We start from the raw sequence: 24,906 nt of genomic DNA, 5'->3' as shown, positions 1-24,906 counted from the left end.
CCCAGTTCATTCCTTGGGGAGATCAGCAATATCGGGTGCGAACATGATTATGGCGCGCCCGATACCGTTCCACAAAGGCTTGCAGGCCATTGCCATTTCTGATGATGCGTTTTTGGGAGACCGGTGACTAGCCTGCGATGATCGAAGACGCGTCAAGTCGTGGAAATCGCGCATGCCTGTCACGCTGGATCACCTTGTCGCCAGATCAGCCGGGCTGAAGGACAATGCCGTCCTGCGCCTGGAGTCCGATGGCGATGTCACAACGGCCGAGCGCGGCATCTTCGGCAAATTTCTGCAGCTCTTCAGGAACACGGATGCACCCGGGACTCGCACGATGGAGCGGGACCTTCTGCACGACGTGCGGGCGAGGTACGGCAATGCCATAGCGGAGCAGGCGTTCGGCATGGTGCGTTCGGGGACTGCAGCGTCTGGAAAGCCGATCACGGCGGGGCAGGTGCGTCAGTTGGATGCCTATGTGACGCAGTTGAGCCAGCAGGAACAGCGCCAGACGGCCTCTGACGCAGCGTTGCGCTGCGCACCGGCAGCGGCGGCGTTCGGCAAGATCGCGGCGAAGGCGGGCGTTCCGCCGGAGACTCTCAGCGTTCATCAGAAGGAGTTCTACATAGAGCTTCTTCAGCAGCGATTGGCCTACGACCCCGGTGGACCGGTGACTGACAAGCCACATGTCCGGGCGCAGGCTGCGGAAACGCTGCGCTACGTCGCCAGCCTCGACACGGCGGCGATCTGCCAGAAACGAGGAGCATTGCAGTCTACGCGCGAAGCAGCAGGAGAGCTGGTGCGGTTGTTGGGGACGCGTGAGAGCGGCTCGAAGGAGCTGGCTGCTGCGGTCATGCGCTTTCATACCACGACGCTGGTGAGTGCGGTGGCAGCGAACAACGAGCAGTTGCCTAGCGAGAATGAGATCTCGCTCGCGAGAGAAACAGCCTTAAGGCAGGCATTGGACGAATTGGCGCCGCGCGAGGCGCGAGAGCGGTTCGAAGAGGCGATGTCCCCGCTGGGGACGGGGCATGCAACGATACATGCGGACGCTTTCAAAAAACTGTTCAAGCAAGCGGGGGCGCCGACCGGCAGTCGGGCCGTTAACCTGGAGCAGGCCGTGCGGGTTCTGGTGAGTTCGACGCTCACTCTTCTGGGAGAGCGCGGAGGGGTTTCCGATGCTGCCGAAAAGATCAATACCCTGAAGACGAAGAGCGATCTCCTAGCCGGAAAAGCACTAGAGAAAGAGGCGCAGGTCAGTGCATCGTCTCATGAATCTCCTCGGGATGGAGCCGACCCAGAGAGTTTGGGTGAAGTAAAGAGGATTGCTCAACTACAACAAGCGACGCCGAATTTTTTTGCGACACGCATCCAGAGGGCCTGGAGAGCTAATCGCCAGCGCGTCGCTGACAAATTCGCTGAGAAAGACTCGAAGGCTGGACCGCCAGTCGATTTCGTCTATAGCCAATATAAAAGCAATCGTGAGAAGGCGCAGACTCCCGAAGGTCAAAGAATCAATAAATTTGGAATGGCGAACGTCCATTTTCGAGACGATACCACGGCAAGACGTCACGGCATGCCCCGTACGATGAGCGCTTACGGAAAGGAGCATCACAGCCTCGAGCTGGGTAGAGGATCGTACGCCACGGTCTATCGTGCGCCGCGCGACTTCATTCTGCGAAATGCAACCGCACCTGCTGTAAAAAGGGAAGTGCGGGCTAAGCCCGTTGATTACGGGGATCTGGACTGTTTCGTTCCATCCATAACGATTATGGAAAGTGCTGCGCGTTCCGAAACGCTTCAGATTGCCAGAAATGCCGGAGATAACCTCTACGATCATATATCAAGCAAAAAATTACGCGGCCGTTTCCCGCTGCAGAATTTTCAAGACATCAGTGGTCAGCTCAAGCAGCTTCACGAACGCGGTATTTATCATCTCGATATCAAGCTTGAGAACATGACGATCGTGGAAGGACTGCTGGGCGAACAGCCCAAGCTCCACCTTGTTGATACCGATGGGATGGTGAAGTACGCGCCCGGACAGAGGCATGCCTTTCCTGATGCGGAAGTCATGACTTATCGTCGGACAAGGCAGGTTCGTGCGGTGGACTATGACCAGACTTCCGGCGAGATCCTCTATCAACGGGGAACGCGGGTCGTGCCGGACCACAGGGCAGACGACGAATATGCCTTTTTGATATTAATGCTGAATGCCCGCAGCGTACAGGCCGACGATGAAATCTCCAAAATGCTCAGAAACTCGAAGCCTCCGTCGAAGGCTATGACAAAAGAGATGGAGAGCTTTGTCACCGGAGCTATCAAGCCAAGTCATCGCCAGGAGGTCATGGCCTTTCTGCGCGAACCTTGGAACCATGTGCTGAGCATTCCACTGCACGATATGGTGGATTGGGAGCACGGCAGATTGTCTTAGTATTGGTGGCGAATAATGAGACCCGCGTTCGCCGTTTGGCGGCCGTTGTGCGCCATGGCTGATGGTCGTTCGTTCATGCTGGGGTTTTCAACGCCGTCCCAAGTTGCTTTCCATCTGGAGCCAATGCGCGTCCGCAGACGAATGCGATTGATCACGTTTATTGCCATTTCTGATGATGCGGTTTTTGGAGACTGGTGACTAGCCTGCGATGATCGGAGACGTGTCAATTCGTGGAAATCGCGCATGCCTGTCGCACTGGATCACCTTGTCGCCAGATCAGCCGGGCTGAAGGACAATGCCGTCCTGCGCCTGGAGTCCGATGGCGATGTCACAACGGCCGAGCGCGGCATCTTCGGCAAATTTCTGCAGCTCTTCAGGAACACGGATGCACCCGGGACTCGAACGATGGAGCGGGCGCTTCTGCACGAGGTGCGGACGAACTTTGGCAACGCCATCGCAGAGCAGGCGTTCGGCATGGTGCGTTCTGGAACTGAAGCGTCTGGCAAGCCGATCACGGCGGGGCAGGTGCGTCAGTTGAAAGCGTACGTGACGCAGTTGAGTCAACAGGAGCAGCGCCAGACGGCTTCTGATGCAGCGTTGCGCTGCGCACCGGCAGCGGCGGCGTTCGGCAAGATCGCGGCGATGGCGGGCGTTCCGCCGGAGCCTCTCAGTGTCCATCAGAAGCAGCTCTATATGGAGCTTCTTCAGCAACGTCTCGCCTACGCCGCCGATGGGCCGGTGACGGACAAGCTGCGTGTGCGGGAGAAGGCTACGGAAACGTTGAGCTACGTCGCCAGTCTCGACACAGCGGCGATCTCTCAGCATCTGAGTGCATTGAAGCTTGCTCGTGTCGCGGCAGGAGAGCTGGTGCGGTTGCTGGGGACGCGTGACAGTGGCTCGAAGGAGCTGGCGGCTGCGGTCCTGCGTTTCCATATCACGGCGTTGGCGAGTGCCGAGGCTGCGAACAATGGGCGGTCGCCAGGCGACAATGAGATCAGGAACGCTAAGCTTACTGCGTTGAGGCAAGCGTTGAACGAATTGACGCCACGCGAGGCGCGGGAGCGGTTCGAGCAGGCGATGTCCCCACAGGGAGCGGGGCGTGCGCTGGTATGTGCTGCCACTGCCAACCGTGTATTCAGGGACGCTGAAGCGCGTGTCGGTTACGTTACTAGTGAGACCGCCAATCTCGCGGCAAGCATGTGGTATAATTCGATGGCGGCGCTTGCCGCTTTGGGCGAGCGTGGGGGTGTGAGTTCAGCTCACGCACAGATTGGCGCGATCAGGGCTGCTAGCTCAAACGAGGCCCGGACGACAGTCACCATCACGGATCGCATGGCTCGTGCGGCGGGCATGAAGAGTCCTGAACGCGCCCTGGAAATACTCGACGACCTAAGCGGGTTCGCAGATCGCCATGTACGAGAGGCTCAGGAGAAGGCGAAAGCGCGGGCGCGGGCACAAGCCGGTCCCGCAGCGCAGCCGCCAGCACAGCAGCCGCAGCCAGCAGCGATAGCCGGCTCAGCGCAACCGCCGGCGCAGCCGCCGCCAGCAGCGGGGGGCGCTCAAACTCAACTTCCTGGCGCCCGGTTTGCGAATGAGCGCGGCGCTGTTCTGAGAGAAACCCGTGAAGTGCTGACGCCAGACCTTCTCAACCGCAGCTTGTTTCAAGTTGGAGTGCTGGCGACACCGGGTGGAACGCTGGAAGACGCAGTTCTGCTGAATGTGAAGGGTGTAATCATGGCGGAAGTCAGTCGGCAGGCTGAGATGCGACGCCAGGGTGGTGGCTCGCCTGCCGACTTGAGTCGTCAAGAGGTGGAGGTTCTTGTCGATCAGGCGATTGTTCGTCTGGCTCCTGATATTCGGGATGTCGTGAACTGGACTCCACGTATGACCGATGCGGTGAACAACCTAGTCGGGCCTGGGAAAGCAGGCGACCCACAGCGCAATGGGCAGGCGACCGAGGAATTCACCCAGTGCTTGGCCGACAAGACCGGCGGACTCGTCGATAGAGTGAAAGACGAGGCCGCTCTGAAGGAGGAGCTGCAAGCTGTCGACGGCGCAGTCTCCGATCTGTCGCAGCCTGGCGTTTCGCGAGATGAAGCGAAGATGAAGGAATTGGTGACGTGGCAGAGGAACTTGAGGCGGCAACTCGGTACGCTGCAGGCCGTGAAAGAGTTCCTCACCGCACAGGGCGGTGCCTTAGGGATCGCCAAAGAGAATCTGGATCAACGCATTATCGGCGATTGGATCACCACCTTGACGCCCGAGGCGGCCTATGTGCTCGAGAGGCACGTGAAAGAGGTGCTCAGGTCCATGGGCAACGTGGCGCCTGGTTCGCCCGAAATGGCGCAGCTTCAGACGTATCTGCGCTTCCTGTCAGAAGAACTCAAGAAAGTGCTGGCACCAAAGAGAAGCGAGCCCGCGGTTCAGCCCTCGGACGCCGACAAAGCTCGACGCGATGATGTGCGTCAAAAGGAGGAACGAACCTCCGCGATCGGGCAAGCGGGCCATATCGCGCTGCCCACCGACCTCGTCGTCGCGCGCGCAACACTCAAGGAACTGGGTCTCAACTATCTCGGTGATCGCGATCGCTTGGCGCGCCTTATCATGGAAGAGCTTAATCCCGACAGTCCGCCAAGCGGATTTATTCTCGACACCTTATCAAGTACGCTGAAGGCTGAATTCGCTGGGTTGGTTGACGCTCAGGGCGCGTATGCCGTGGCGGAGTTCGAGCGGTTGGGGGGGCTAGAGCCTCTCATCCGTAAGGTGATCAAGGCCAATGTCGTCTTGGGACCGCGCAGGCCAACCGGCAGCAGTGTCAATCAGTCAGGCGGCGCAGGGCTGCCAAAGTCGGCCACCGCCGAAGCCACGCCGTCGAGCGCATCGTCGCCTGCATCTCAGCCGAAGACCGACAAAATGACTCCGGCTGAGATACGTAAGGCTAGGAGGGAAGCTCGAGCCGCGAAATTGACGCCTCTGGGTGCGGCGATACGCATTCAGAGGACCTGGAAAGCTAATCGCCAGCGCATCGCTGACAAATTCGCTGAGGAAGACAAGAAGCCTGGGTCACCGGCCAAGGTGGTGACAACCACTTCTTCGCGCGGCCTGGGCGCCATGACGAATATCCATTTTCGTGACGATGCCACTGCGAGGCGGCACGGCATGCCGCGCACGATGAGCATCCCCGACCCCCCTCCCAGCAATGCACCGGGGGGCGGAAGGTCATTCCATCTCGGCACGGGCAATAATGCCAGGTTTTTTCAAGGAGTGCGTGACTTTGTCGTGCGCGCGCCTCGGACAGATGCTCCTCAGACAGAATTAGTTGGGCCACCGGCGGACCCCGTCGAATACGCGGATCTGGATTGCTTCGTTCCATTTATTCCTGTTCCGCAAGGTGTCGGCGCGGATGGCGTGAGGATCGGCCGTTATAGCCGTAAAATGGGAGTGCGATTCAACGACTATCTCGACGGACGACCTCTCGACGGACTGGAGAGGCGACGTGGCAAATTCCAATTGCGGAATTTCGAGGACATCAGCGGACAGCTCAACCTGCTTCATCTGAGGGGCATCTATCATCTCGATATCGTGGCCGACAATATGACGATCACGGAGAGGGCGAATGAACTGCCCAAACTCCGTTTCATCGAGACATCCGGAATGGTGAAACCTGCGCCCGGTGATCGGCACGCTTCTCTCCGCGCGACATCCCAGAATAGCCATAACTATATACGGACGCGCGCGAAGCCCGAAGGCGTGAACGTTGTGGTTAGCCACGAGGCCGACGACGAGTATGCCCTCCTGATGACCATGCTGGAGGCGTCCAGCCCAAGAACCTATGATGTGCTCTTAGAGGAAGTGTTTGATGGCCGTCCACCTTCGGGTCGGCTGGAAACAGCCATGGACGACTTTGTCGCCGGAGCTATCAAGCGTGAGCATAGGGATGAAGTCCGTAACTTTATGCGCGAGCCATGGAACCATGTGCTGAGCACTCCTCTGCATGACATGGTGGATTGGGAGCATGGGCGGCTAGGCGTCTCGTAGAGACAGTCTCAGCTGCAGCGGTGCGCAGGCATTCACTTTTCCAGCGGCGAAAGTCCGCGAGCATAAAAAAGAGTGGGGTTTTGAATCCTGCGGTTGCGGATGAGTGAGCCTGTCCATTTCCTTTTTTAATCATCTGGCATAAAGGACCTTACATGCCGGCCATTAGGAGCGTCAGCGAGTTAGCGCGTTCCGTCGCACGGGAGCTGCAGGGCAACGTTGAGGCGGGCAAACAGCTTCGCATTGACAGACGGACGGGTGACATCACCACCGCGCCTCGCGGTTTCTTTGAGCGGATCGTACGCTTCGTCTGCGGCAGCAGATCGGAAGAGACGCAGGCACTGCGTCACGCAGTGCGTCTGTATCTTCGTGATGGCAACCGTTATGTGACGGAGCGCGAGGCGACGAATGCGCTGCGGAATGCGAGCGCCAGCTCTGAGATTACGGTCGGACAGGTCCGTCAGGCCCACCAGCATGTCGAAGGCCTGAACGATAAGAACAAATCGACCCTGGTCGCGCAGCTGGCGCTGCAATACGCGCCTGAGCGTCAGGCAGTGTTCTCCCGACTCGCCGCGGATTGTGGCCTTCCTTCGGGCAGTCTTACGCCGGCCGTCAAGGATACCTACCGAGCAGAGTTGCTTCGTCGGGTCAGTCAATCTCCGGACCGGTATCTACCGCAGGCGGATGATCATGGTGCCCACCGGGCTGCGCTACGCGCTCTGGCGGGAGAGGTCTTGAGACAGGTTGCGTGGAATCCGGATCAATATCGCATCGCGGACGCGCCACCGGCGGCGCAGGATAATAAGGGCAAGCAGCCGGTTGGAGCGAATGGGGCTGGCGGAGCCGAGCGGAACATCAAGATGCGCTATGAGGCGGCGCTGAACGCACTGCGCGGCGATGGCACGGATCGATACGTTCCCCGTGATGTCGCGGAACACGCGCTTGTGGCGCTTGGGATCAAAACGGGTGAGCCGGTTGCGCCTTCGATCATGGACGAGGCATCAAAGATCGTCCGGCAATTCGAAGAACAACAGAAGCAGGCGACGATATCGGAGGTCGCGAAGAAATACGGCCCCGGCACGGCTGCGTTCGCTGAAATCGCTGAAGAAGTCGATTTCAATGTCGGCGACGTTTCAGCGGAAAGTCGGGTCAGGAAAAAGGATCGCTATCTCCAACTGCTGCAGCGGGAGGTGGCGCGGGCTCCGGACAAGTATTTGCCGCCGACAACCGGCGCTGACAGCTCGTCGGAAGAGGATCCACTACGCGCGGTCGCAGTCGGGATATTGGGCGATCTCCAGAACCTTTCGGCTGAGGAGTTTGATGAGATCTGTAAGCACGATGCGCAAGACCAGGAAACTGTGCGCCTTGCGGCGGAGACGATGGCGTATCCGACGCGGATCGACCAGTTCGGGCTGCGGTTGCTGGAATTGACGAAGGCATGTGCGGTAGGCGGCGATCGACGTCCGGGAGAAGGAGAGCTGTCGGATCGGGTCTTGCTGCTGAAAGAGGGTGTGGCGGCGCTGTCCCCGCATATGGCGCGGGAGCTGTATCAAGCGTGCATGGCGAAGGGAAGCAACGGGCGCACCTTACTTGCCGGGCTGACGACGCAGGCGCGGCTGCTGTCGGAAAGACGGGATCGGACAGCAGAGATGAGAAGTCTGCAGAGGAATGCGATAGTGGCGGCGCTGGGCCGCGCCGGGCAAGGCGACGTGTCGGCGGGGACGGAAGCGGAGCTGGAAGCGCACTTGGCCCAGTTCGACGCCGTCAGCGCTGCGCTGGCGATGCCGGCGGAGCATGCTGGCAGACTGCTGGAGACCCTTGAGGACCTGCTCGGGCAATTGGCGGAGCGTGGGATGGTCGAAGGCGCCGGGGCGGAGATAGCCAGAGCCATGGCTGCCGCAGATACGCCTGCGGATGCAGCGATCGCGGCAGGGACCGTGCTTACCGGTTTGATGACCCTGCCCCTTCGGAATGGGCAGATGGATGAGGAGCTTTGGGTGGATGTGTTGAAGGATCATCTTTCCGAGGCGGTCAGGCCCGACGTTACGTTGAAAGATCTATCTCGCGAGGGACTGGGACGACAAACCGCAAAGGGAGTGGTGCCAAAGCAATACCAAGTCGCGTTCATGAGTTCGCTGGCACAGGCAATTGGTGGATTGCCGGCGGACAGGCGGGAGCCTGCGGTGCAGGCTCTGATGGCTGAGGTGAAACGCTGCGATCCGGCGCTACTCTCCGATGGCCGTGTGCTGACCAGTTTGGCGATTGTGCTTCAGGGGCAGGCGCCTGACACTCACGCCAGACTGAGCGATCAAGTGCTGAAGCTTCTTGACCTGGTATCGAACGGCACGGCTCATAATGAGGTCGTGGCGGCGCTCCTTGAAAGTTTGAAGGGGTTGCCGATGGAGATTCAGATGGCTCGGTCCATGCCTCTGTTCCGCAGGCTCGATGAAAACAGAAACAACAAGGCGGAGTGGCCATCGTCGGGCGTTGCGCTGTCGCGCATGGCGGGGGCGTTGCACTTGGTCGTAAGGAAGAGGGGCATCTCGAGAGAAGCCTTGTTCCCCTATTTCGAATACGGACTAGGCCATTTCGCCACCATTGCGAATCTCTCTGACGATGGCCGGCTACGCCTCGGTCGCGCGATCGGCGAAATGTTCGTCAGCAATCGTGATGTGTTCTTGGAAAGGCCGGGACATCAGGACTTGGTTCGCGCTTTGCTGGCGCCACTTATGCCATTCATGAGAGGGGCTGACTTCTCCGGATTTACTGCTCATGGCATCAATTGCTCGTCCGGCGATTGCGCAAATGCGAAAATGAAGGGGTGGAATTTTAGTGTAATAAGCCAGACTGACTTTAGTGGCGCTGATCTGAAGGGAGCGGAATTTCCACGCGAGACTCGAGGGGCAAAATTTTCCAATGCCGACTTGAGGGACGTCGACATATCCGGAAAGCAATTCCAGAGTTGTTCCTTCATTGGTGCCAATTTGCGGGAGGCCAATTTCGGAAGCAGCGAGGTGGCTGGCCCCAATTTTTCTGGGTCTTTCCTCGTCGGACAGGATTTGCGGGGAAAGAACTTCTTTCAATCCAAACTGAGCGATAGCGATCTGACCGGAGCCGACTTGTCGGGTGCGCGATTGCGTCAGGCCGAAGTCACGGCGACAAATTTTACCGATGCAAATTTGACAAATGTCGATCTATCGGAGGTGGTACTTAAAGATGTCAATTTCATCGGCGCCGATCTTCGCGGTGTGCGAGTGGCCGAAAATCCAGGAGAGCACACTCTGGCGACGTTCATAACGGGGCGTTGTAATCTGCTCGATGCTAAGCTCGATAGGGCGACTGTGTCGGCAATTTGTAAGGATTTTAGAGCCCTCCTCGACACCGGGTTCTTCCAGAACGACCATCATTATTATGACCAAGCATTCAACCATCTAGCCAATAACAGGAGTTGGCTGACGGCCATTATCAGTCTGTCCGACGAGTTCATAGACGAAAAAATTCAAATGATGGAGGCCATCCTCTCCCGCACGCAATGGAATAATCCAGCATTGCGAGGTTATGTTCGTAACATAGCGACCGCAATTGCTTATGATCCAGCCCTTTTGAAAAGTCCTTACATCAGAGAATTTTGTGCGAACGCTAAGATTGACCCGCTCTCCATAAAACGACTCTCGGAAAATCTCGTCAATTCGCGGGGTGCCTCGCTCCAATATCTGGAAGTGATGCTGCAAAAAATTGGTGACGAATTGGCGAAAGCGCAGAAGTTGCCGGATGGAGGGCGGCAGCGGGTGCAGCAGTTGGGCATGGCCATTTTCCAAGTGCAGAACCTGCTGGGAAATTCGTATCAGGACGAACTAGCGAAAAGGAGCGACGACAAGAAGGGCCGTCTCGTGGACGCCCGAGCGAAAGCAGCCGGTCTCGTCAATACTTATCTCGATCTACTGCCAGGAGTAGATGAAGGTGGCGCTGTTGTCTTCCAATCACGGGCTTCGAAAGCCCCGACGTCGACATCTCTGAAATCCTATGTCTTGGCTGAGCAAGAAATGATGGAGGAGGTTGTTGTTCCGATCTTCTCCGAAGACGGGCAAGCTGTGCTATTGATGACGAACAATTATTTCGATGGGTGTATGCGCGTGCAGCGGGGGCAGCAGCCGATCTGGCAGGGGGTAACGGCGCTCAGGTTTGGTGACGGAGATGACGGAAAGCAGAAATGGAGTCCGATGGTCGGGCGGGATGTCGGTGAACGCGAACTTGCAACCTCAAAAATGCTGCACACGGCTTGGCTCGACTATAGAAAATCCAGCCAGACACGTTTTCTCGCGGAGGAGCTGTTTCCGCCTTCCCTCGCGCGTGACGTCATGGACGCGTCCGTCATGGGGTCAGGATCAATTCCTGACGAGAGGAAATGGGTGGAGAATGAGAAGCAGCAGGAGCTGGGAGAATGCCTCAGGCCTCTGACAAATCTCCAGGGCGTGCCTCATCCACAGCAGACGCCAGAGTTGATTCGTCTTGCGGACACTTTCCATTCGCGACTCCGCGAAATGGCGGGCTCCTTGATCCGTAGGAGAGCGGGTGATGAAATAGACCCACACAAGGAGGCCCATTACCTGCGCTGTTTCGGAGCGATGCTGTCGAAGTTGAGCAGCGCGCATCTTTTTGGAACGGAGTATCAATCTCCGGAAGCCGTGCGTTGGCTTACCATCGCGTGCCTGAACACGGCTGAGGAGCTCGATCCGGGCGGCCTGCGAGGACTTGACAGCCGATTAAGCGAGTTAGCTGGTAAAGGTAGCGCATTCACATGCACTTCAGTTGTTTTCAATCAGCTGGAAATGCAGCTCACGGAGAAAACCCGGGGTAATAAAGAGTTCGATGATATTATGTCGTCTGTAATTCCCAGAAGCTGGAGAAAATTTGGAGGATAGACGCACGCTGGAACAATGTGGTCTCCAGATCCGATTTGGTGCGCCAGCGCGGCGCGACTGGAGATTGATCACCACTGCCGCCTGATACTTCCTCAACTCTAGCCAATTGCGCGATCCGACCGCTTAGGCACCAGCAATGCCAAAATGCCGATCAGGCTGGCGGACATGACGTAGCTAGCTGGGGCTAGTTTGCTTTCCGTGGCTTCGATCAGCCAAGCCGCGATGAAAGGAGCGAAACCACCAAAGATCGTGACGGCGAGATTATACGATATCGAAAGGCCCGTTGACCGGACCTCGACAGGAAACAGCTCGGTTAGTTTTGCTGGCGCCGGTCCAGTGAAAGCCGCGATCAAAAGACCGAAGATGGCGTGGGTGGCGATGAGCGCAGTGAAGTTCGGGTACAGTGTCAGCGCGTAAAGTGCGGGATAGGCACCGATCGAAATGCACAGAGCAGCCCCCAGCATCAATGGTCGCCGTCCTGTCCAGTCGGACAGAAGGCCGAAAACCGGGACGAGCATCAGAACGACGAGCAGGCCGACACTGTTGGCGATCAGGGACGATGTCCGGTCGATGTGCAGCTCTCGTGTCGCATAGGTCGGCATATAGACCAGGAAGAAGTAGGTGCAGACCGTCCATGTCACGGTGATGCCCATGCCCACGAGCAATGATCGACGATGGAATCGGAACGTGTCACGAATTGGCGTCGCAGCAAGAGTCCCTTTATGGAGATAGGCTGGCGATTCCTCGATGGAATTGCGAATGTAAACCCCGATAGGGGCAATCAGCAGTCCAAAGAGGAACGGAATACGCCAACCCCAGCTTTCTAGCTCAGCCGGAGTCAGCATCGCGCTCAGCATTGCTCCGAACAGCGACCCCATGAGTAAGGCGCAGGCTTGGCTCGCTTGCTGCCAGCTCGCGTAGAAGCCGCGCATTTCGGGCGGTGCATGCTCAGCGAGAAATGCCGTAGCACCACCGATCTCGCCCCCACAGGCAAAGCCCTGAAGCAGGCGCGCGATGACGATCACTAGCGGTGCCGCGAGGCCGACAGCGGTATAGGTCGGGGCACAGCCTATGAGCCCGGTACCTGCCGCCATCAGCACAATTGAAAACGTTAGTGCAGCCTTCCGCCCTCTCCGATCGGCGATCGACCCTAGTACCAGACTGCCCACGGGGCGCATGACGAAGCCAACGCCGAAGGTGGCGAGGGTGAGAAGCAGCGATGCCGTATCGTTGCTCGAGGAGAAGAACAGCTTGCCAATGACAGCCGAAAAATATCCAAAGACAGCAAAGTCATACCATTCCATGGTATTGCCGACAGTGGCGGCTACTATGGCGCGACGCGTCACGTGCGTCTGCTTTGCAATAGTTGTGAAGTCCGTTTCGATGGCCATTGTAATTTCACCCAACCCGCATCGCTTTCCGATTCAAGCGACGGTGCAGTCGGTCAAAGGAAGATTTGAGTGATTGAAATGCGCTCGGAGGCAACTCGCCTTTGAGATGGATCAATGCGCCTGCCTAACTAATGTCTGGCATTCGACGCCTTCCAAACTCTTTGTCGCGATTAAACATTCATGGCTGCAGGCAGAACGGCGCCTTTCCAATCCGGGCCGCGCACCGCAGTCATGATGACTTCTTCAACGATGTCCTGCACCGCCACGACGACCTCGCTGCGGGGCAGCAGGTGTGCCCGGCCGAGACAGACGTGATGGGAAATTGATGGATCCACGATGAGGGACCATTCGAACGCAGGATCCGGAATGCCTGACCAAGCCAGCAGTGTGCCGCCAATCCCACCGGCAACTAGAGCCATCAAGGTCGAGCGCGAGTTAGCTTCGGCGATTACCTTCGGCTTGGCTCCCAACGTCATGAATGCTGTTTCCAGGACGATGCGTGAAGGATTTGGCATGGGCGGAAGAAGGAAAGGGCGGTCTACCAAATCCGCCACCCGTACTATTCCGGGCCCCGCGGCTATCGAGTTACGTCGCTCAACATAAAACAGCCGCTGGTCGTAAAGTGGTCGGCGCTCAATACCGACGCCTTCGCTTTCTTCATGCAGCACTGCGATGTCCAGCTTACTGCATAGCAAATCGTTGTAATGATGATGTCCGGGCGCATCAACGATGTTGATTAGAACTTGTGGGTGCCGAGCTAGCACGGCCGACACGATAGGTTCGGCGAAGGTGGCGGAAAAGCTAGTGGTCAGTCCGAGAGAGACCTCACCAACTAGGTCCCCGCTTGTCTGCAAGGCAGCGCGCACGTGCTTGATTTCACCTAGAACCGCTCGCGCGCTACGATAAAACACGCTTCCGGCTGAGGTTGGTTGGGCACCGCGCGGGCCGCGAGTCAGTAACTCCACGCCCAATTCTTTTTCGAGATTGGAAATCTGCTCGCTCAATGCAGGCTGCGCAATGTGCAGGGATGCGGCAGCCCGCGAAAAGCTGCCCGCATCTACGACACCGACGAAATATCTGAATTGGCGTAGGTTCAATCGGTGAAGATTCAAGTTGGGGTATCCATGAGACTGGCTGAAAGAACTGCGTCGAGCCGTCGGTGGGGATTGGCGGAGGGCCATGCTGCGGTTGCTATTTGGACGGCATCGCGTTCAGTAGTGGTTGGAGTGCGGTTGTCAGTCATCGATCATATGAGAGAGCTATCGGTTTAAAAGGCGATAGGGTTATAGTCATTCTGAATTAAGATTTAAGCTATGGATTTGAAGTGGGTCAATCATCGTCGCTGGACGGTTTTGGCCTGCTCCCCGGAAACGCCACCAGGGTGATTGAGCGAATCCGGCTATTTCCAACCTCGGATGAGGAGATGAGGGAATGGCATGGAAGCGATTTACGATAGGAGAGATCATCGGGCTTTTGCGGGAAGCAGAGATGTGCTTGAGCCAGGGCCAGACGATCGGGGTCGTGTGCCGAGCTCTCGGTGTCTCGGAGCAAAGCTATTATCGCTGGCGCCGTGAGTACGGTGGGCTGAAGCTTGACCAGGCGAAGCGCTTTAAGAATTTGGAGCGCGAGAACGAACGGCTAAAGAAGACAGTGTCGGACCTCACTCCGGACAAGCAAACCCTGAAGCAAGCGCTTGAGGGAAAATACTGAGCCCTTCCCGGAAGCGGGCGTGCGCTGCGCTCTTCCGTTCTCAGCTGTCCATATCCGAACGCCCGGCTCGTGCGTCTAAGACCTTAGCGACCGAACCATGTCTGGTCGTACGACAGCGCGCCCTGCGCCAGCCGATGATCGACCTGACTGAACGGCGCGTCATTCTTCCAGGAGCAGTACGGGTTCCGCGTCGTCCGCACGGCCGCGGCAACCGGCACAGCGAGCACCAGTAGCTTGACTACCGTCAGCGTGCGGTTCACCGGATGAGCCGGATGCGAAAGTTGAGAAGAGACGGCGCGTCACTCATGTGATGCCCCCATCGATAGCGATCCGCGGTCGCAAATCAGCAACAGAAATCCCTAATCAGTAGACTGCCAGTCCTGGGGATGTTCAACCGCAACGAATCACCTACTCGCCGATCAACTGGACGTTCGTATTGGAAGCGTCTTGGCGAACTCGCCTCGAATTCCGCGTACCCGGATAACTCACGAAAATAGCCAGGAGCGCAGCATGCCGTCACGAAAGAACGACCTCTGCACCAACCCAAAAAGAACCCGATTGCGATCTGATCTTGCGTTGGCGGCAATGTTTGCTCCGATGTTGTTTGTGGCACTCCCTACCGCTTCTTCGTTTGCGCAGAATCTGGTCCAGGACCCGGGCTTTGAAGATACCGTAATCGTCCCCTGGCTAATCAGTCATGCTTGGCAAACCACGGGCATCGTCAACGCCCCCTATTATGTTGGGAACCCAGCCCACGTCCAACCTCATAGCGGCGACTGGTTTGCCAGTCCACATGGCACAGGGGGGACGCTCTCCCAGGACGTTACGCTGACCAAGGGCGGTAGGTATCAGTTCCAGTTCTATTACGCGGTACGGACTGGAGAAACGTGGTCGCTCACGGCTTCCGTCCAGGGCATCACGGTCTTCACGAACACGAACATCACCAATACGACGATGCAGGGCTCGACATCGGTCGTGGCTTTAACCGCGGGCTCGGCGAACATTTTCTTTGACGCCAGCTTCTTGCCGGGATCTGGCGAATTCGGCCTTGATGACGTGAGTCTCATCTATCTCGGACCGAGTGCGCTTTCATTGTCGGGGTTGAACCGGAACCAGACAGCGATCGGCACCGCCGTAAACGGCGCCCTGGCAGCCGGAGTTTTGACACCCGTCACCGATGTTTTGAGTAGCGCTGCGGATCAGACCGAATTCGCCACCGCGCTCGACTATCTCTCGCCCGAGGTCTATAACTACGGCCTTGTCGAAACCCTTTATGGCAGCCAGCAATTCGCCAACGATTTGATGAGCTGCAAAGTTGCGGGACAGGACGGTACGTCGATCATCCGCGAAGGTCAGTGCGTGTGGGTGCGCGCACGCGCACGCTTCTCCGACTTCGATCATACCGATGCCAACATCGGTGCGCGTGCGACGACAGGATCGTTCTCTGCGGGCGCTCAAGTCGCCATCGCTCCAGATTGGCATTTGGGCTTTGCAGCCGGATACGATAGCATTTCACTGTCGAGCGGCAGCGCGTCGAGCGAAGGCGACCGCGCCAACGTCGGCGGTGTGATCAAGTATAATCCCGGGCCGTTACTGCTCGCCGCCGGTGTAACCGGTGGCTGGGGTTCCTACGACACCGACCGCTCGATCGTATTCGGCGACTTCAACGAAACAGCTCACGGCACGAATGATATCGATTACGTGGCCGGTCAATTTCACGCTGCTTACCTGCTGCAGCGGGATGCTTTCTATTTAAAGCCGCTGGTCGACGTGGCCATCACCAACATCTCGCTCGATGGCATGACCGAAAGCGGTGGAGGCGGCGCAGCGTTGACCGTCGCCGGGACAAGTGACACCGTCGTTAGCGTCTCGCCAGGTGTCGAGTTTGGAACCCAGCATATCTCGTCCGTGATCGGTACGATTCGGCCGTTCGTCCGGGCTGGCCTGACTTGGCAGGATACCGACCGCTTCCTCTTAAACGCGGGCTTCGCCGATGCACCCGATGTCTCGCCGTTCACGGTGAGCACGAAGATCGACACCGTTCTGGCCGATGTCAGCGCGGGCGTCGACATCATCAATGCTCAAGGGGCGGCACTACGGCTTCAGTATGACGGCCACTACGCCGAAGACACAGAGATCAGCAGCATCAGCGTCAAGGGCAGCGCAAAGTTCTAAACGTTCGTTTGCTGCCGCCGGTGCAGCGGCTGAGCCGGTGGCATTCCATTAGCGAATGCCACCGTTGCCGATGCTGTAAGCGCGTTCTCCTTCCACAAGTTCGCTTGGCCTGCTTTCCTGAAACGGCGCCTGAGTGACTGGGCGAAGCCGGCTATTTCAAACCTCGGATGAGGGTATGGCACGGCTCCGACAACGGCCCGGAGTTTGCTGCAATCTCTGTTCGAGAATGGCTGGGGCGGATCGGCATCAAGACGCTCTTCACCGAGCGGGGAAGTCCATGGGAGAACGGCTACTGCGAGAGCCTGAACTCGAAGCTTCGCCATGAGCTTCTCAATGGCGAATCTTCACGACGCTACGAGAGGCGCAGGTTCTGATCGAGAACTGGCGACAGCACTACAATGCCCTCAGACTCTCGTCGTTAAATTATCGGATTTCTTCTTCTTCCTCATACTCAAATTCAGATTTTCAGCACACGCTTGCAGCGGACACGCCACGGGCGTCAGTTGCTAGCATTATCGAGGTGTCCACGCATGTTTCAGTGTTCGAAAGACGGCCTATGGCGCCTTCAAGATTGCCCGCCAGATAGTCCATCCCCTAAGGAGGATCGTGTTTCTGGGCCGGGTGCCAGCGCTTGATCTTGCCCTCTATCTGCGGGTGGTTGGAGGAGCCCCGCACATGGACATGGGACTGTCATCCGGCCACTCTGCGAGTTTCCCTAAAACGTAGCGTAATCCGTTGCTGCTTAGCCGTCGTTAATAGTGCGGGATGTCAACGGCAGAACCGACCTCAGAGAGAATATCGAACTCTTCTAGAGTGCAGTGGACGGAAGATGCGACGCCTAGCGACGTGGGTGCGTTTCGAAGGCGGAATTTCTCATGCATCTTCTCGATCACCATCGCTCGTGCTGGTCGCTCCTCTTGCGACCCAGCCGACTCCTGCCCCGGCGAGTAAGCCAGCGACGAGCACGCTTAAAGCAGCAAGCTCGCCAGCTACAAGCGACCCTACGATCGCCCCGGAGATCGCGCCAACTGCCACGAGAAAAATCGCGCTTTCTCGTAACTCATCTACGTGGCGATATTCCGCATAAGGATGTTTATCTTGTCTCACTCAGTGCCATCCACCTTGATTGACCTAGGATATGCCGCCACGGGCATCATACTCATGTTTGTCAATGGCCGCTCATTCGGCGAGGCCGCGAGGCTGTCAATCGGAATATAACTCAGGGCAATTGGCAGACACTCGCTATGCCTCACTTGCGGTAGTCGGTTTCGATTGGAAGATGATGCAGCATCAAAACGTCTTCGGACGAACGGTTGCGCAGTTCACTGGATGGCCAGAAGAGATTGATTGGCATTCTTCTTGTGCTGCTCACTCGGAAGCCAGGGCGCCGAGCCCGGCCAGATATTGCCGCACGTCAGCTTTGTGAACATGATGCTGCAATTTGGCGGCCTCCTTGCTACCGGCAAAACCGGTATTCAATCTCTGGTTTTCCAACTGACCGGAAGCAACGCCTACGACATAGTAGTTTTCATGATCTTCCTCAGTCCACGGACTGTCTGCCCAGATCTCGCCACCCATGTCTTCCGTGATCAGCTTATGTTTGAGTTCAACATCGGTGACGCCGCCACGATCTTTGTCACTCTTGCATCCCTTGGACATGGTCGCGGCTTGGCCAGCGTCACCCATTAGGTCCAAGGCGTTTTCCGCGAGGGCTTGTAAAGCCAAGATCTCGCGCCCCATTTTGGCCGGGTCGCCGTTATCGTTCTTGTAGACTGCGGCGGTGTAAAGGAGGCGTACTTGGTTCGCCTGTTGTCGCATTTTGTTGGCCAGAGTTTTGGCCGCAGGATTGACGCCACCGATTCCGTTCAGGCGATCGATTATGCTGCCGATAAAGCCGCCGATGGGGAGGCCGCGATCACCATCTCGCCCGCTGCCGGGATCGCCGATGAATTTGACAATCGCTTCTTTATTGCGTTCTGCCACGTTCTTCCAGCCGCCCAGTTTGCTCGTCGCCAAGTGGTTGATGCCGAACGAGAAGGTGATTGGATCCACGTTCACCAAGACATTCTGTTCGGGCGCTGTGGGACCGCCAGCGGGGTCTGCGACGGTGAATTGTGCCGGTTGGTTGGCCTTATAAGTGCCGAAAACGCGGAATTGCTCTTGCGTAAACGTCAACTCTTGGTAGTCGGGTATTGCACCCCGTAGGATCGGGTATTCCCGGACCTCGGATGGTGTTGTCAGGTTGACGCTAACGTGCGTAAGGGTGACAGGCTGCCCGTTTATCGCAGTCTGTAACACGCGGGGGTTCGTCGTGAGCGCCGCCTCCAGGACCTCCTTGGCGCCACGTTCGTTCGCAGCAAACCGCTCCGCCGAATTCTCAATTTCCCACATGTCGAGGACGCCGTGCCCAATGACCTTGGCCATCGCTTTCGGCTGACCGTTCGCGTCCATTTCGATCTGGTTCTGATCGTCGAGCCGAAAGAGCTCGCTTACCTTGAGATTGCGCGCATGGTAGTGATCCGCTTTCTCCGCACTACTGACTCCGTTTCGGCTTGGATGTGGTGCGCTCGCACCATCGAGTGGCACCGTTGAAGCGTAGCGCCGGGCAAATCGAGCGCTGATAAAGGCTCCTGGTGTGATCGCGCTTTGATAGGCGCGGGTGACACCGTCGCGACTTACAATCATGTTGCGTCGGTACGGAGCCCAGTCAGTGTTTGCATTTAGCACCGCGCGCCGCGCTTGGCTCATCTTGTTCGAAGCCGTTAGCTCCTTCACAACCGATCGTGGCAATCCAGCCTCGCGCATATTGTCTTTCAACCATTTTTGCGTAGCCTTCTTGGCCTGAATGGCGGGATGCTTATCGTAGGATTTACCCAACGTCGCGGGATCGATGGTGCGTTGGCCTGTTACCGCATTATTATAGGCGGCGGTGCGCTCACCAAAATGCGTATCGCGGGCATAACGCAGCTTTTGTACCGTATCGGGCTGCACACGGTCAGGGTTATCGACCGCAAAGTCGATGGCCTCATTAAAGAGATGGTTCGCCGCTTCCGCCCACAGCTTATCGCTGTATGCGACCGCCTTCTTCGACAGCGGGTCATTTTCCAACACTTCGTCAAGTAAGGTCACTTTGGATGCGATAAGACCCTGCTGGTGACGTAATTCCATGACGAGGCTTGATTGCAGATCCTGCCCGGCTTGATCCAGTTGTCCGACAAACGAGGCAATCGCATTCTCATGAGCCGCCAGCGTATTGTAGGCGGTTCGCATTTCGGCTCTGAGTTTTTCGATACTGTCAGGCTCATAGGCCATTTTCTTAAGAACGTCGCTGTTGTTCCGGATGGACTGCATCGCCTCCTGCGCGCTGCTGCTGAACCCGGGGGGCAATGAGGTCGCAAAGACGTTTAACTGTTCGAAAACGGCATTTTTCTCCCGCATCTGCACATTCACATTCGCGTGGCCCCGCGCCAGGAACTGTTCTAGCGCGGGGTATGCTGTCTGGAACCGGTGTTGCTGTCGGGCATGCAAAGTCTGGATCGCGCGTTGCCCGATGCCGTCGAAATCACTGTCGACCATTGCGCGGCGCCCATAGTCGGGATGATCGCGCATCTCCTGGGTGAAAATCTCCATCAGTTCGTGGCTCACGGCCTCGTCTGGTCGACCTGCCGCTTGGTTAGCCGCGTAGAGAACGCCGGCCAGGGACTGTGGTCCCGTGTCGGTGCAGAAGAGTCGGCAATTTTCGACGGAGTTTTTGAGTGCTTTCACCCGGATCTTTTGAGCCTCGTCCAGAACCTTGCGGACCGTCTTGGCGGTCATCTCCGCGGGGGAGGATTTCCAGTCCTCAGGCAGTCCTGCTTTGCGAGTCGCTGCGCGCGCGACGTCGACGCCCTCAGCGTTGCAAAGAGCCGAGTAAAAGCTCTGCTTGAAGGTCTTGTTCGCGGCTATATCAGCATCGGAGCCGTGGCGGAAACTGCCGCTGTTGTTCCACCAAAGGCTGATCCTTTTCCCGAACGAAAGATCATCTTTTTTTACGGCTTCGCGTCCGCTTTCGTCTTGTCCGACGGTCAGTCGATAGCTTCCGATGAGCCGATCACTATCAATGCGGTAGTTGTGGATGCTTAGTGCCATACTCGCGTTCTCAAAGAAATTCAGCCGCGGATGAACGAAGGAGAGATGGTGTAGGTCTGACGATCGCTTGTTGGGATGCTGATCTCATCGTCGGCGACGCCAATCGGACCGCCCTCGTTGGCCACAGCAAGTCGATTGCTCCAGTAGGCAGCCATTTCGTGGAAGCGTTCGATCCAGGACACCAAACTGTCGGCACGGAGAACGGGCAAGGCGCGTCGGTCCATAAAAAAGACAGAGCCGCCAGAGGGTTCTATTGCCAGCGTGGCGCCCCGAGTGCCTTGCCAAAAGAGATTGGCACCCAGAAGCATGGCATAGATCGCTTCCGTACGATCTTCTTCGACCTCGCCTAGTCGCGCGAACAGTGCGACCTCGTCTTCCTCTTCGTCGTACTGAAGGTGCAGCGTCAGCTTCTCAAGCGTAATCGCTAGATAACCGCCTTCATCCGCCTCCATGTCCGGCAGGCCAATGTGCGCTCCCATCTCTTTGATCAGGGCCAAATAGGTTGCAGTCGGCATTTGTCTACCTTCAGTGGAGGGATAAAATTCATCTTCGTTCTTTATCTTAGCGCGGTAGCGTCGAGCGGGAGCATGGCCATGAGGCTCCCGATCCTGTTCTCGAAGGCTCGCAGGTTGGGGGCGCCCGATTTCGCAAGAATTGACCGTATTTGCGAGCGGATCGTGTCAAGCCGGACGTTGCGGAGTCTGGCGACCTCGTCTGCGTTGATGCCGCCTACCAGATCGCTGGCGACTTCCGCTTCAGCTTGCGTAAAGGAAAACAGGCTCCGTAAGAGCTTAGGAGAGGGTTTGGGAATTGCTGCAAACGGTTTGAAAATGACGAGCGCGGCATGAGAAAAATGGAGTTCCGGCAAAGGGTCAGCAAGACGTTCCTCTATCGGCGAAATGAGGCAGATGATCTGAGGACTGCAGAGCGGATGCAGTCGACTGGAAACTTGCACTCGCTGGCCGGCCGATTCGACAGCAATGACTGCAGCAACCAACTTTCGGAGCTCAATTGTATTGGCGTTGCTCGCAAGTGATAGATAGGCTTCTCCAGCTCCTCCTCGTCGGGCCATCGAGAAGCCGGTGGATACTTGCGTAGCAAGAGCCCTACTCGCTTCACTGGCATAGAGGATACGCAATCTGGAGTCGACAACGATGACGCACATACCAAGCGCACCGATGGCATTATGTACGACACTGTCGATTGATAGATTGCGCCTGGGATTGAGGTCGTCTGGCAGACGTGGAGCAAACCCCGGAATCATTTTTGCGTCATTCAACCATCTGAAGTTGGCCGGTGCTTCTTGAGGTCGGGTCGATCTCAAATGGCCGAGAAGGAGGCCAGTCTTTCGAGACGGCTCAATAGCCTCACCCACACCCACCATCGAGCATTCGATTTACTTTGCTACGCGATTTACAATCGATACCGGATCGTAGTTGTGCCCAAAAATAGGTTTTTCAGATGCCCATATCGGAAATACCTATTGCTCTTGATGAATGTGTTGTCCGTCGTTTTTCGTCGTCGAAAAAAGTGCCTGTAATCAATATCGATCACTACACATCATGATCTGTTGAAGTTAACTCGTAATGAAAAAAAATATTAACTGTCTAGACAGCTAGTTATGTATCAAGTAAGTACGTGATTATTAGGAGTATGACGTGGCAACGGAATCGAAATTCGATTGGGAAGATCCACTCCTTCTTGAAGACCAATTATCGGAAGACGAAAAACTGATCCGCGACACGGCGCGGGCTTTCGCGCAGGACAAACTGCAACCGCACGTGATCGAGGCCTACGCCCGTGAAGCCACCGATCCCGGCATCTTCCGCGAGATGGGCGCGCTCGGTCTGCTCGGCCCGACGCTTCCCGCGGACTGCGGCGGCTCGGATTCGAACTACGTCTCCTACGGACTGATCGCACGCGAGGTCGAGCGCGTCGATTCCGGCTATCGTTCGATGATGAGCGTGCAGTCCTCGCTCGTCATGCACCCAATCTACGCCTACGGCAGCGAGGCGCAGCGCGCAAAGTATCTGCCCAAGCTCGCCAGCGGCGAATGGATCGGCTGCTTCGGCCTGACCGAACCCGACGCCGGTTCCGATCCCGGCGGCATGCGCACGCGCGCGGAGAAGATCAGCGGCGGTTACCGCCTCTCAGGCGCGAAGATGTGGATCACCAACGCGCCGATCGCCGACGTCTTCGTCGTCTGGGCAAAATCTCAGGCGCACGGCGACAAGATCAAAGGCTTCGTCCTCGAAAAAGGCATGAAAGGCCTGTCCGCGCCGAAGATCGCCGGCAAGCTGTCGCTGCGCACCTCCATCACCGGCGAGATCGTCATGGACGGCGTCGAAGTCTCCGACGAGGCGCTACTACCGAATGCGGAAGGCTTGGCCGGCCCGTTTGGTTGTTTGAACCGCGCCCGCTACGGCATCGCCTGGGGCGTGCTCGGCGCCGCCGAGTTCTGCTTCCACGCGTCCCGGCAATACACGCTCGACCGCAAACAGTTTAACCGCCCGCTCGCGGCGACGCAGCTCGTCCAGAAGAAGCTCGCCGACATGGAGACCGAAATCACGCTCGGCCTGCAGGCGGCGCTGCGCGTCGGCCGCTTGCTCGACAATGGCAAGTTTGCGCCCGAGATAATCTCGCTGATCAAGCGCAACAACTGCGGCAAAGCCCTCGACATCGCCCGCATGGCCCGCGACATGCACGGTGGCAACGGCATCTCGGAAGAGTTCCAGGTCATGCGTCACATGCTGAACCTCGAAACGGTCAACACGTATGAAGGCACGCACGACATTCACGCTCTGATCCTCGGTCGCGCCATCACCGGACTGCAGGCCTTCGCATGATGACGTCTGAAAGTCCGAAACCGCTTGCGGGCCTACGCGTGCTGGAACTCGCCCGCGTGCTCGCAGGACCCTGGGCCGGTCAGACGCTCGCCGACCTCGGCGCCTCCGTCATCAAGGTCGAACGGCCCGACGGTGGCGATGATACGCGGGCGTGGGGACCGCCGTTCGTAGCCGACGACGATGGTCCGGGATCGGCCGCCTACTTTCATGCGACGAACCGCGGCAAGCGATCGATCGCACTCGACTACGACAACCCCGCAGGCCGTGAAGCGGCGGTCGCGCTCGCGAAGCAGGCCGACGTCATCATCGAGAACTTCAAGGTCGGCGGCCTTGCCAAATACGGTCTCGACTACCCTGCGATCAAAGCCATCAATCCCGGTGTCATCTATTGCTCGATCACGGGCTTCGGCCAGACCGGGCCTTATGCCCCGCGCGCCGGCTATGACTTCATCGTGCAGGGCATGGGCGGTATCATGGATCTGACCGGCGCGCCCGACGGCGAGCCGCAGAAGATCGGCGTGGCGTTCGCCGATATCTTCACCGGCATCTATGCCACCATCGGCATTCTGGCGGCACTCAATCGCCGCAATGCCACGGGCGAAGGCGCCATCATCGACATGGCGCTGCTCGATACGCAAGTCTCCGTGCTAGCCAATCAAGCGATGAACTATCTGGCATCAGGAACGCCGCCACGCCGCCTCGGCAACGCCCATCCCAACATCGTGCCCTACCAGGTGTTCGAAGCCGCCGATGGGCCAATTATCATCGCGGCCGGCAACGACGGCCAGTTCGCACGCGTCTGCGATCTGCTCGGCCTCAAAAACCTCGCAACCGACGAGCGCTTCAAGACGAATGCCCGCCGCGTCGCCAACCGCGCTGAGCTGATTCCGCTTCTCGCCGTTGAAATTGCAAAGCGCACCGCCGGCGATCTGCTCGCCGCGCTGGAAACGGCTGGCGTTCCGGCCGGACCGGTCAACCGGCTCGATCAGGTCTTCGCTGATCCCCAAGTCGTTGCCCGCGGACTACGCCAGGACCTTACCCGCCCCGACGCGGCGCCCGTGCCCACCGTCCGCAGCCCCATCGTGATCGACGGCATCCCCTGTGCCGCCACCACCGCCAGTCCCAAGCTAGGTGCAGATACCGATCTCGTTCTGGAATGCCTCCAAGCGGGAAACGATCCATATATCTAGATCCTAGAGCCGTGAGGCCCATTGGACATCGCAAATGCCAGTAACCAGTAATACTGTCTCATCGGACAGCAAAAGTCTCGG

Annotated in this window: 13 protein-coding genes and 1 pseudogene; 8 read left to right on the top strand and 6 right to left on the bottom strand. The window is 57.7% G+C overall.

The window, feature by feature from the left end; genetic code table 11:
* Positions 1-172 precede the first annotated feature (172 nt).
* The 3 genes from HYPMC_RS16000 to HYPMC_RS15990 all read left to right on the top strand — a co-directional run bounded on the left by HYPMC_RS16000 (position 173) and on the right by HYPMC_RS15990 (position 11,385).
* On the top strand, positions 173-2,428 hold the full coding sequence (locus HYPMC_RS16000; protein ID WP_013949070.1) for a serine/threonine-protein kinase: 2,256 nt from the start codon (positions 173-175) through the stop codon (positions 2,426-2,428).
* A gap of 243 nt (positions 2,429-2,671) precedes the next feature.
* A complete protein-coding gene (locus HYPMC_RS15995; protein ID WP_013949069.1) occupies positions 2,672-6,466 on the top strand; it encodes a hypothetical protein in 3,795 nt (1,264 codons plus the stop codon).
* Positions 6,467-6,618: 152 nt separating this feature from the next.
* The gene (locus HYPMC_RS15990; protein WP_013949068.1) at positions 6,619-11,385 is read left to right on the top strand and encodes a pentapeptide repeat-containing protein; all 4,767 of its coding nucleotides are present in this window, start codon (positions 6,619-6,621) and stop codon (positions 11,383-11,385) included.
* A gap of 98 nt (positions 11,386-11,483) precedes the next feature.
* On the opposite strand, the gene HYPMC_RS15985 is transcribed toward HYPMC_RS15990, so the two are convergent.
* Positions 11,484-12,776 (bottom strand): MFS transporter, encoded by a 1,293-nt coding sequence (locus tag HYPMC_RS15985; protein ID WP_013949067.1) that lies wholly within the window; start codon positions 12,774-12,776, stop codon positions 11,484-11,486.
* Between the two features lie 170 nt (positions 12,777-12,946).
* Positions 12,947-13,888, bottom strand: coding sequence for a LysR substrate-binding domain-containing protein (locus HYPMC_RS15980; protein WP_013949066.1), 942 nt, complete (start codon positions 13,886-13,888; stop codon positions 12,947-12,949).
* 319 nt (positions 13,889-14,207) lie between these two features.
* On the opposite strand from HYPMC_RS15980, the gene HYPMC_RS15975 reads away from it, so the two are divergent.
* Complete coding sequence (locus HYPMC_RS15975; protein ID WP_013949065.1) at positions 14,208-14,486, top strand: transposase; 279 nt, start codon at positions 14,208-14,210, stop codon at positions 14,484-14,486.
* Positions 14,487-14,569: 83 nt separating this feature from the next.
* On the opposite strand, the gene HYPMC_RS24770 is transcribed toward HYPMC_RS15975, so the two are convergent.
* Complete coding sequence (locus tag HYPMC_RS24770; protein WP_244421081.1) at positions 14,570-14,713, bottom strand: hypothetical protein; 144 nt, start codon at positions 14,711-14,713, stop codon at positions 14,570-14,572.
* A gap of 370 nt (positions 14,714-15,083) precedes the next feature.
* Between HYPMC_RS24770 and HYPMC_RS15970 the strand changes: the two genes are divergently transcribed.
* Positions 15,084-16,661: an autotransporter domain-containing protein gene (locus HYPMC_RS15970; protein ID WP_371199599.1), complete on the top strand. Its 1,578-nt coding sequence runs from the start codon at positions 15,084-15,086 to the stop codon at positions 16,659-16,661.
* A gap of 185 nt (positions 16,662-16,846) precedes the next feature.
* A pseudogene (locus HYPMC_RS25090) lies at positions 16,847-17,091 on the top strand (integrase core domain-containing protein); the annotation flags it as partial.
* 938 nt (positions 17,092-18,029) lie between these two features.
* Here the strand turns inward: HYPMC_RS25090 and HYPMC_RS15960 are convergent.
* Genes HYPMC_RS15960 through HYPMC_RS15950 form a run of 3 tightly spaced genes read right to left on the bottom strand, consistent with a single transcriptional unit; the run spans position 18,030 to position 22,173 of the window.
* Positions 18,030-20,789: an inositol phosphate phosphatase SopB gene (locus HYPMC_RS15960; RefSeq protein WP_013949059.1), complete on the bottom strand. Its 2,760-nt coding sequence runs from the start codon at positions 20,787-20,789 to the stop codon at positions 18,030-18,032.
* A 20-nt stretch (positions 20,790-20,809) separates the two neighbouring features.
* A complete protein-coding gene (locus HYPMC_RS15955; RefSeq protein WP_013949058.1) occupies positions 20,810-21,304 on the bottom strand; it encodes a type III secretion system chaperone in 495 nt (164 codons plus the stop codon).
* Positions 21,305-21,345: 41 nt separating this feature from the next.
* Positions 21,346-22,173: a hypothetical protein gene (locus tag HYPMC_RS15950; RefSeq protein ID WP_013949057.1), complete on the bottom strand. Its 828-nt coding sequence runs from the start codon at positions 22,171-22,173 to the stop codon at positions 21,346-21,348.
* Positions 22,174-22,447: 274 nt separating this feature from the next.
* Here HYPMC_RS15950 and HYPMC_RS15945 point away from each other — a divergent pair, with 274 nt between their 5' ends.
* The gene (locus HYPMC_RS15945; protein ID WP_013949056.1) at positions 22,448-23,635 is read left to right on the top strand and encodes an acyl-CoA dehydrogenase; all 1,188 of its coding nucleotides are present in this window, start codon (positions 22,448-22,450) and stop codon (positions 23,633-23,635) included.
* Positions 23,632-24,825, top strand: coding sequence for a CaiB/BaiF CoA-transferase family protein (locus HYPMC_RS15940; RefSeq protein WP_013949055.1), 1,194 nt, complete (start codon positions 23,632-23,634; stop codon positions 24,823-24,825). Before HYPMC_RS15945 ends, HYPMC_RS15940 begins: the two co-directional genes overlap by 4 nt.
* Positions 24,826-24,906 lie beyond the last annotated feature (81 nt).

It is taken from the genome of Hyphomicrobium sp. MC1 (assembly GCF_000253295.1).
Classification (GTDB): domain Bacteria; phylum Pseudomonadota; class Alphaproteobacteria; order Rhizobiales; family Hyphomicrobiaceae; genus Hyphomicrobium_B.
Note: the sequence above shows the minus strand (reverse complement) of the source record. Positions and strands in the feature narration are given on the sequence as shown.

Coding starts and splice junctions, on each gene's coding strand:
- HYPMC_RS16000 (WP_013949070.1), top strand. CDS start 173: ATGCCTGTCACGCTGGATCACCTTGTCGCCAGATCAGCCGGGCTGAAG.
- HYPMC_RS15995 (WP_013949069.1), top strand. CDS start 2,672: ATGCCTGTCGCACTGGATCACCTTGTCGCCAGATCAGCCGGGCTGAAG.
- HYPMC_RS15990 (WP_013949068.1), top strand. CDS start 6,619: ATGCCGGCCATTAGGAGCGTCAGCGAGTTAGCGCGTTCCGTCGCACGG.
- HYPMC_RS15985 (WP_013949067.1), bottom strand. CDS start 12,776: ATGGCCATCGAAACGGACTTCACAACTATTGCAAAGCAGACGCACGTG.
- HYPMC_RS15975 (WP_013949065.1), top strand. CDS start 14,208: ATGGCATGGAAGCGATTTACGATAGGAGAGATCATCGGGCTTTTGCGG.
- HYPMC_RS15970 (WP_371199599.1), top strand. CDS start 15,084: ATGTTGTTTGTGGCACTCCCTACCGCTTCTTCGTTTGCGCAGAATCTG.
- HYPMC_RS15960 (WP_013949059.1), bottom strand. CDS start 20,789: ATGGCACTAAGCATCCACAACTACCGCATTGATAGTGATCGGCTCATC.
- HYPMC_RS15955 (WP_013949058.1), bottom strand. CDS start 21,304: ATGCCGACTGCAACCTATTTGGCCCTGATCAAAGAGATGGGAGCGCAC.
- HYPMC_RS15950 (WP_013949057.1), bottom strand. CDS start 22,173: ATGGTGGGTGTGGGTGAGGCTATTGAGCCGTCTCGAAAGACTGGCCTC.
- HYPMC_RS15940 (WP_013949055.1), top strand. CDS start 23,632: ATGATGACGTCTGAAAGTCCGAAACCGCTTGCGGGCCTACGCGTGCTG.